Origin of the sequence: Saccharicrinis sp. GN24d3 (genome assembly GCF_052400645.1) — a bacterium.
Lineage (GTDB): Bacteria > Bacteroidota > Bacteroidia > Bacteroidales > Marinilabiliaceae > Saccharicrinis.
In genome coordinates this window covers 1-4,147 of sequence record NZ_JBQTGI010000063.1, presented here as the reverse complement: position 1 = coordinate 4,147, position 4,147 = coordinate 1, and the positions used below count along the sequence as shown (strand labels likewise).

The 4,147-nt window shown below is 41.0% G+C and carries 2 protein-coding genes; both read right to left on the bottom strand.

The genetic code is table 11. From position 1 onward, the window contains the following. A partial coding sequence (locus ACT29I_RS25540) for a hypothetical protein (RefSeq protein ID WP_444794842.1) occupies window positions 1-196 on the bottom strand: 196 nt, incomplete at its 3' end. Between the two features lie 38 nt (window positions 197-234). Then, on the bottom strand, window positions 235-3,285 hold the full coding sequence (locus ACT29I_RS25535) for a VPS10 domain-containing protein (protein ID WP_444794841.1): 3,051 nt from the start codon (window positions 3,283-3,285) through the stop codon (window positions 235-237). Window positions 3,286-4,147 lie beyond the last annotated feature (862 nt).

The window sequence follows — 4,147 nt, the reverse complement described above, 5'->3', positions numbered from 1 at the left end:
TGCGATGAAATTTTAATGTAATTTTTTTACCCACGATAAATTCTTTGAAAGTAATCGGGACAAGTGATGCCTCGTTTGGGTTGACTTGTTTTATTGTACTTGCAATGCGCATGACGAACCCCCAGTGCATAATCCGGGTTAAACCGAGTTGCCAGGAAAAGTTCAAAGGAAGCTTTGGTAAAACCCCAAGGCTCATTTGTTAAAAAAGGAACTTCTAATGGCTTTTTTTACCACTTATTTTTTTAAAAACCTAAATGATTTAACGTCAGAATTACTATTCACGCGCAACATATACACTCCCGGCAAAAGGTCAGAAACATTTAGAACATCCTTATCTCCGTACATTTTTACTGTCTGGCCGGAAATATTTATCACCTCTGCATAGGCAAATACATCTAGGTTTTTTATGGATAATGTTGATATTACAGGATTGGGAAACAGGTAAGGTTCATCTGCTTTAAATGGCCTAACAGCTACATCATTTGCAACCGTAATCACCGCATAATCAGAATACCTTCCATCTGCGGTTGTAGCCCAAATTTTCGTATGGCCTCCTTTAACGGGAGTTACCATCCCGTTTCCATCAACGGTAGCAATATCCGTATTTTCTGATTTCCAAATGATCGTCTCTCCGGTAAAATCAGAATTTACAATTGAAGCACCTAATTGAACAGAAGCTTCATTGTTTGCTTCAACAACATGAGGTGTTACTTCTACCACCTGCACCTGGTCTCCGTTTTCAATGGTACCTCGATAAAACCCGGTACCCTTAGTTGCCAGCCACATTTTTCCGGCATCTAAAATATCGAATTTGATATCCTCAATTTCTTGGGAAATTACAATGTTTTTATTGCTTTTAGCCCAGGTAATACCACGGTCGCGACTCACAAAGACACCCGGATTCTTTGACATGAACTTACAGGTAACCACCATAAGGTTGTGGTCGAAAGGAGAAATATCGATACATTCTGTTCCCTGGTATTCAAATATCTGGGTCCAGTTGTCACCAAAATCATCGGTATACCAAACTCCGGCACCAGCTCCCCTATACCCGGTTGTAATATATATACGATTGGTATGGTCAATTTCAATAAACTGAACCCCTTTTACCTCTGAAGGGGTATTCACTTTAGTCCAGCTTGCTCCCCTATTGGTTGAATGATATAATCCTCCTGAAGCCTGAGGCGGTTCATAGGAGAATTCATAATTTTCAGCAGCAGCAAACAAAGAAGCCATGGAATTATCTCTCGGGTCGAACTTAATATCGTTTATCCTTGCCGGTGAAGGCAAGCCACTATTGCTTTGCCTGAAGGTTTTGCCATAATCATCGGAATAAAAGAATCCCCCTTGTGTTCCTTTTGACGGATCAACAATTCTGGTAATTCCATGGTACATGTATTTATTATTGATTGGATCAATAATAAGTCCGTTGGTATAAAAATCATCCAACCATGCATTTGTGGCAGGAGTAGCAACTCCATAATTTTCCCAGGTCTCTCCCCCGTCCGTACTCCTAAAAATGTTCTGTTTGTTTTCTTGCCGGCTTGAAGTAGCATAAACTATCTTCGCATCATAAGGATCATAGGCCAAACAATTAACACTTGGCTGTGTACTGTCGACAAACTTGATTGCTTGTCTTTCATCGGGACTATCATCAGTAGGAATCCAAAGATTATGTTCCCCGGAACCTAGAAGTGTTGATTCATAACGCCTGTCCTGCGCAATGGTTAGGCCAGGCAGATTACTATTTCCATGGCCAACAATGGCTCCTGAAGAAGTATAATCTTCATCCACTTGTTTCCAGGTAGCTCCGTGGTCAGTGCTTAACATAGTACTGTGATCCGAAATAATCATTACACTACCATTCACACCTACATCCACCCCCCTCATCGAACGCAAAGCATAATCAGTACCAAATCGCATGTGTGGAGAAGCATGACCTACTTCCATATTTTCGTGCCATGGGTTACCTCTCTCTTCCCAATATGCTTTATCGGCCTCCCAGCTATCCTCGTACAAACGGGCTGTGTTAATCCACTTTTCGCCATTATTACTTGTGGTCCATAATCTTCCCGGCATAATTGAGTTGGCTACCTGAGGGTCTGCAAAACCTATATACAAAGCCCCTTCCCTACTTGGGTCGGTACTCAACATATTAAAATACTGCAACGCGCTTGTTGGAAGCGAAGGATACGTCGACTTTGCTACTGATTCGGTTATCCCTAGCCACTTAGCAATATATTTGTAGTAATTACCTGGAACTCCACCAGTTAACCGATTGATATCTAAACCCAAATCACCGTTTATCTTGGTCCAGGTTGCTCCTCCATCATCAGAAAGGAAAATACCGCCTGTACATTTTGTAGTTGTTCCGTCCGGAAGGTAATGTACCTGATCAATCACATATAGCGTAAATTTACCCGAAGATTCGTTATAGTAAAAATCCATATCCATGATGATATCATTGTCCAATTTGCCACTCGAAACTTGCGCCCAGCTTGTTCCTCCGTTTTCCGATTTGTACACGCCATAATTAGACGAAGCAAAAACCTGCTGTGAGTTTTTAGGGTTTACAACGATGCGTCCAATTTGAGCTTTGGGATCCAGCCCTGAGTTAACCAAAGTCCAGCTTGTCCCGGCATCTGTTGTTCGATACAGTTCTCCCTCGTGTATCGCTGTTTTGCCTCGAGGGTTATCTTTGGTTACATCCTGATAACATGACATCCAATCCTGTCCACGTACGTTGGACCCTCCGGCCACAAACCAAACATCGGCATCGTTGGGATCAATGGCGACAGCAGCCACCTTTTTTTTCCAGGCCGACTTGTCAGTTCCATCTGTATCCTTGTCGTACCAGGCACAGTTTGGCACTACAGAAAAGGTGCGGCCTGTATCCGTGGACATCCACAACTCCGAAGTAGCTATAGCAATAGCCAGTTTAGGATTGCTGACAGAATACTCAATATCGAGCATACGTCCAAAACCGCCATCTCCATCCGGGTCCACGGTACTATACCAGCGTTTACCATTATCATCACTTTGGTAGTGATTCCACATATCCTGACAAAAAGCTACCTTGTTAGGTATTGTCGGATGATAACGCAGCAAGTTGGCAAAACCTGAATTCCCGGGAGATACCTGTTCCCAAATAATGGTATTACCAGACTCGACACGTTCATTTTTTAATTGATCCCAAAATTGCGCAGTACATAACGATGATTGAAATGATACAACAGCACCCAGCATCAAAAGAAATATTCTTTTTTTATATTTAATATTTTCCATGTGAAAATTGACTAATTAACAAGCCTAATGATTTATCCGTTAAAATTGAGGAAAATGCGCTGATAAGCTGGATACATTTTATGGCGTTTACAGGGGTAATATTGCAACATATTGAATAATTCACTGGATTTATACTTGACGGACATCAACTGTTAAATCGGATAGGAGAAACGGGATTAGTTTCGGTTTCGACTTTCCTCTACCAAACCCCACTGTTGACTTTCACCACCTAGTTAGTTACCACGAACGGCAGGGAAATAACAGGAAATAGAACTGCGAACATGCAAAACCATTCTTTGTAACCGGATTTCAGACTACACATGCCGAATATATTTACCAGCAGGATATGCGGCAGCAGCCATATCGCTTGATAGCAACCAAAATACAGAAAATGGGAATATCTCAATGAAGAGGGATGATGAAAACAATATCAAAACCATGACTGAAATGGTCAATGGAAAAGGTATGAAGCAGGTCGTTTCAAGTGTTAGTTGCGACCACGTTACAATTGCCTGTTTTTATTATAAATTATCCCGGATTATTTATTAGAGGTTCGTAATGAGCATTTAAAATACCTTAAAACAAGGGATTGCTGAACCAAGAATGGTTCCTCTCAGTTACGTTGAAGCAACTCCGTGAAACGTCTTGTTTTGAAGTAGTTGAATTGCGAAACAGGATTTTTAATGCATACGGCAGGTTTATCTAACTAAACAATGCCTTTTGTCAACAAATGAAATAGCATCCAAACTAAATAATAAATATCGTTGGTATAATATTGATGGCATTTTGTAACAACTCAGGTATCCAAGGCAACATAATTATATCGGCTATTTAGAAAGGCGATTTTGCCTTAAGATTAGAG

Bases quoted from the DNA above. Each gene is read 5' to 3' on its own strand.
- ACT29I_RS25535 (WP_444794841.1), bottom strand. From the start codon at position 3,285: ATGGAAAATATTAAATATAAAAAAAGAATATTTCTTTTGATGCTGGGT.